At 48.8% G+C, this 5097-nt stretch carries 5 protein-coding genes; 2 read left to right on the forward strand and 3 right to left on the reverse strand.

The window, feature by feature from the left end:
* On the reverse strand, positions 1–428 hold a 428-nt coding region (locus tag IQ256_RS28310; protein WP_193859029.1), incomplete at its 3' end, for a protein kinase.
* A gap of 328 nt (positions 429–756) precedes the next feature.
* Here IQ256_RS28310 and IQ256_RS28315 point away from each other — a divergent pair.
* Together IQ256_RS28315 and IQ256_RS28320 are read left to right on the forward strand one after the other, a co-directional pair.
* The gene (locus IQ256_RS28315) at positions 757–1398 is read left to right on the forward strand and encodes a phosphate-starvation-inducible PsiE family protein (RefSeq protein WP_370623571.1); all 642 of its coding nucleotides are present in this window, start codon (positions 757–759) and stop codon (positions 1396–1398) included.
* 108 nt (positions 1399–1506) lie between these two features.
* Entirely contained in the window at positions 1507–2193 is a 687-nt protein-coding gene (locus IQ256_RS28320; protein ID WP_193859030.1) for a response regulator transcription factor, read from the forward strand.
* Positions 2194–2201: 8 nt separating this feature from the next.
* On the opposite strand, the gene IQ256_RS28325 is transcribed toward IQ256_RS28320, so the two are convergent.
* The gene (locus IQ256_RS28325) at positions 2202–3044 is read right to left on the reverse strand and encodes an SWIM zinc finger family protein (protein WP_193859031.1); all 843 of its coding nucleotides are present in this window, start codon (positions 3042–3044) and stop codon (positions 2202–2204) included.
* Positions 3045–3047: 3 nt separating this feature from the next.
* Positions 3048–5097: DEAD/DEAH box helicase (locus IQ256_RS28330; RefSeq protein WP_193859032.1), on the reverse strand; the 2050-nt coding region annotated here is incomplete at its 5' end.

Consider the following 5097-nt stretch of genomic DNA (forward strand, 5'->3'; position numbering starts at 1 on the left):
ATATATGCGAGCACATCAGATATTTGAACTGCGATAAATAAAAATAGGGAAACATCTATAGTGGGAAAGTTGCCTTCACTTTGCTGCTTTAGCCGCTGAAGATACTGAGCGAGCGAAATGCCGCCAAAATCTTCCATCACAATCATCAGCCGGTCTTGATAGAAAGCTAGCTCGTATAGTTGAATAACGCCAGGATTGGTGAGTTTTTTCCCAATCGCATACTGATTGCGAAACTGAGTGAGGCCATCAATACTCGAATAGGCTTGACGCAATAATTTGATAACAACAGGACGCTGTGTTTTCTCACTGACTGCCTGATAGACCAAAGTTCTTGGCCCTGCATAGATTTGATCTTGAGCGATATAGCCAGGTATGTTAGGGAGTACGACCGCCGAGTGGCTAGGAGGATTTTCAACGGAAACTGTCATAGGTTATGAGCAATAACGGAGCGACCTTGTCTAAGGCTATCGATAGTATTCCCGCGCTCAGCTAGCGGGCGTAGGCTATATCTTCGCTTTGAAAAGGGATGCTCAATCAGATGCATCCTACGCCCGCTATACTTCAGCACTTGTTCTTGCCCGGCTCGATTTATCAAAGGGTATAGCCATGAGTCTATGGGTAAGGAAGATGAACTAACTGTTAAGCTGAGACAATTAGTGATAAAAAAAATTTATATCAATAAGCTATTGATATTTGTGAAAGTTATCGATAGGCTGTAGAAGTTGATTTCTAGAAGGAAACTTCTTAATACGACTTATGAACGACCGTCCCCCGGCTATGCTTCCTTGGTATCGCTGGCTCAACAGCAGCTATGTGATTCGACTACTAGAAACTGTTCAAGATTTTATCGTTATCTGTCTTTGTATTGGTTTGTTCAGCTTTATGGTGCTGCAGCTACGGGAGATGGCACTATCACTGCTGCCGCCATTAGATTTTCAACCTGTCACCTCAGATATTCTATTTCTGTTGATTTTAGTCGAGCTGTTTCGACTGTTGATCATTTATCTTCAAGAACACCGGGTCTCTATCGGGGTGGCCGTTGAAGTCTCGATTGTTTCTGTTTTAAGAGAGATTATCGTCAGAGGCGTGTTAGAGACGCCGTGGTCACAGGTAATCGTTGCTTGTGCTTTCTTAATAGTGCTAGGACTGCTGCTAGTGATCAGGGTTTGGCTACCGCCGACTTTTGAGGGTATCGATCCAGAGCAGTTTATTTCAGAGCGGCATCTCTCACGCACCAAAGGGGAAGCTGAATCGGCTAGAGACTTCAGAGGGTCTGTACCAGATACATTGCCAGATACGTTGAATACTCACCAGTCCCCTGCGCCAGTGAGCGCACCTATGAGCGCATCTATGAGCGCACCTGGCAGCGAGGTACTGTCAAATCGTTCGATGAGTTAGAGAAGGTGTGTCTAAAGATACATACTACCTTCAGCAGCGGTCACAACGAAGCTAGCCAATGGTAGCGATACAATGCATGAGTGTCCAGATAGGAAACAAAAGACTCCAATGCATGTGTTGTTTGCAGAAGACGAACCTAAAATCGCTAGCTTCGTACAGATCGGGCTAAAAGAGCAGGGGTTTGTGGTGGACTACTGCGACCATGGCGATGCTGCCTACGAAAAGGCTACTCAGAATGAATACGATGTAATTTTGCTAGATATTATGATGCCGGGTAAAGACGGCCTGTTCATTCTCAAAAATCTGAGGCAGATAGGCCGGAATACGCCCGTTATCTTACTGACCGCGCGCGACGAACTAGACGATCGGTTGCAGGGTTTGAATTTGGGGGCAGATGACTACATCGCCAAACCCTTTTTCGTCGAGGAGCTGATCGCCCGCATCCATGCGGTTGTTCGTCGCAGTGCCGGAGAGCAGCCAAACCTAGTGACAGTCGGCCCTTTCAAGCTGGATCGAATCACGCGGACGGTGACCTGCCAGTCTGAAGACACCCAGCAGCTTGTAGAGCTGACCACCAGGGAGTTTAATCTGCTGGAATATCTGATGCGATCGCCTGGCCGAGTTTTCACCCGCACTCAGATGCTAGAGCATGTATGGGGATATGACTTTAACCCCAGCACAAACGTAGTGGATGTGTGTATTCAAAGGCTGAGGAAGAAGATAGACATCAAGGGGAATGACCGCTGGATTGAGAGCGTGAGAGGGGTGGGATATCGGTTCCGACAGGCGGAGTAAGGTTGGCCTTAGTCTAAAATACTGCCGTTCTTTGTCCTTACCCTTGTATAAAAATCTTCCATCACTTCAATAAACGAGTTATCTCTTTGCCAGAAGGGTGGAAAATCGCCCTGTTTTTTGATGAGAATAGCAGGCACGTTAGTCGGCTGTGGCGTTTCTACGTCGTTTGGCAACCGTTGCTCTCCTTGCCAAAACTGAGTCAGCGAAACAGCACTAGGCGGGGTTGTTTGAGGCTGCGTGTGCAAACTTTCTACCGGCTTTGGCGGCTCTGGCTCGGCGACTAGCTCTTTTGACAAAGCCATTCCTAGGGGTGTTTTTGCTAGTTCAGTATGCAAATCTGCTTTAGAGAGCCCACGCAGCGCGAATAAGATCAGCGGGTCGCGATCTAGCTCGGCGGCAATCAGATAGTAGACGCCAGCAATATGCTTACAGGGATTGCTCCAGTCTGGGCAACTGCACTGGCTAACGAAGTCTTCTTTTCGAGGTAATAGATGCAGGCCCAAAGTCTCAAAGCAGTCTTCGATATTGTCGGGAATTTCACCTGTCAGCAGCTTGGAGAGAATGCTGACTCTAGAGGCCATGATCGCAATTAGGGCGGCCCACTTGGCTCGGCTGATTGGCTCAAATTCTAGCTCAGTGGTATAGAGCGGCTCTTTATGAACGCCGTAGTAGGGATTGACGGAACCTCTGACTTTGGCAACGACGCGATCGCCCTCCATATTAAAAGATTTCACCTTCTGGCTGTTGGCGTACCTGCGCCCTCGTTGCAGCCGATTCGTATCGGTAAATTCTTCAATCGTGGAGAGAAAGGCATCACCCCACCAGGTCCGAGTAAAGTTCGACTTCGACATAGCTCAATCCATAATTGCGTTTTTGTTCAGGGCGATTAGCTGCTTGAAAGCATCATTGTCTAGCTCTGTTAGCCAGGACTCATCAGCGCCGACGATAGATCCGGCCAGCTTCTTTTTATCTTCGATCATTTGATCGATTCTCTCTTCTAACGTGCCAATAGAGACGAACTTGTGGACGAATACGTTTTTCTTTTGGCCAATGCGAAAGGCTCGGTCTGTGGCCTGATCTTCGACGGCGGGGTTCCACCAGCGATCGAAGTGGAAAACGTGGTTAGCTTTGGTGAGTGTGATGCCGACGCCACCCGCTTTGAGCGATAGGATAAAGATAGAAGGCGCTGTGTCAGTAGATTGGAAGTCGGCCATCATCCGGTCTCGCTTAGTACGAGCGGTGCCGCCATGCAGATAGTAAGTGTTGTAGTGATGGGTGTGATGCAAATATTTTTCTAGCGCGTCGCCAATTTCTTTAAACTGAGTGAAGATCAGTAGACTATCCCCATCGGCAATCGCCTCTGCAACCATTTCTTCTAATCGACTGAGCTTGTGCGATCGCCCCGCTGAGAAATCACTGCCATCTTGCAAAAACTGAGCCGGATGATTACAGATCTGCTTGAGCTTCATCAGCGTCGATAGAATTAGGCCCTTGCGCTGAATACCCTCCGCTTCTTGCAGCTGCTTTTCTACATCTCTAACGGTAGCCTCGTACAGCGACGCCTGCTCTTTGGTCAGATTGCAGTAGAGCTTTTGCTCGACTTTGCTAGGCAAGTCTTTAATAATTGACTCGTCTGTCTTAACTCGGCGCAAGATAAAGGGTTCTACCAGCTTTTTGAGGACGATAGACTGCTGGCGATCGCTATTGCGCTGAATCGGTAGCTCAAAGTTTTTGCGAAACTGAGATTCTTTACCCAGATAGCCCGGATTAAGGAAGTTGAAAATAGACCATAGGTCCAACAGTCTATTCTCAATCGGCGTTCCGGTTAGCGCTAATCGGTGCCGCGCCGATAGCTTCAATATGGCTTTGGTCTGGGCAGCCTTTGGATTTTTAATATTTTGAGCTTCGTCTAAGACGATTCGGTGCCAGTTCACGCTGTTGATTAAATCGGCATCGCGACGGGCCAAAGAGAAAGACGTAATCACCATGTGGTGGCTTTTACAAAGCTGTTTGAAGTCTTTTTTCTGCTTGATTCTATCCTGACCGTGATGAACTATCGCTTTCAGCTCAGGCGCAAACTTTTCAATCTCTCTAAACCAGTTGCCTAAGACAGAAGTCGGCGCAATTAGCAGCGTTGGCGGCAAGTCTTTTACCGCTGCGGCTGCGGCTTGTTCTTCTTCTTGCAACAGTCTAGCGATTACCTGTACGGTTTTGCCTAGACCCATATCATCGGCCAGACAGCCATTGAGCCCCAGGCTCTCTAGGTAGTGCAGCCAAGACACGCCGCGCTTTTGATAGTCTCGCAGCTGGCCAGAAAATCCAGGCGGGTTATCGACCGGGACCAGGGCGCTAGGATCGTTGAGCTTGTCCATCATGCTGACGAGCGTGCGATCGCGACTAAAGTCAACCTCCACATCTTCGCCCTGCTGCGCCGCCATCTGCATAAAGTCCAACAGCCCTAGCTCCGGGTTCTCTGCTTTATGCTGCTGCCAAAATGCCATCATCTCCTGCATTTTGGCCTGATCTAGCTCCATCCACTGCCCTCGAAACTGAACCAGGCGCGACTGAGAAGCTACCAGCGCCTGCCATTCTCGTTCGCTGACTTTCTCTCCCCCAATCGATAGCTCATACTGATACTCCACCAACTTGTCTAAAGAGAAATAGCTCTTCGATTTGTCCTGATCTCCCATAGATTTGCTGTTCGCCTTTAGCCGCAGCTTTGCCCGCCTGCGGCCCTGCGGCGTCCACCAAGCGGGGACAACCACTTTATAGCCTGCATCTTCTAATACCCAAGCCGCCTCATCCAAAAAATCGAACGCCGCATCCACATCGAGAAAAATCCCGGCTGGCTCATCTGTTTCTAGCCCATCCCACAGAGGCGGATACATGCGCGCCGCATCACCT

The organism is cf. Phormidesmis sp. LEGE 11477, assembly GCF_015207105.1.
Lineage (GTDB): Bacteria > Cyanobacteriota > Cyanobacteriia > Phormidesmidales > Phormidesmidaceae > Phormidesmis.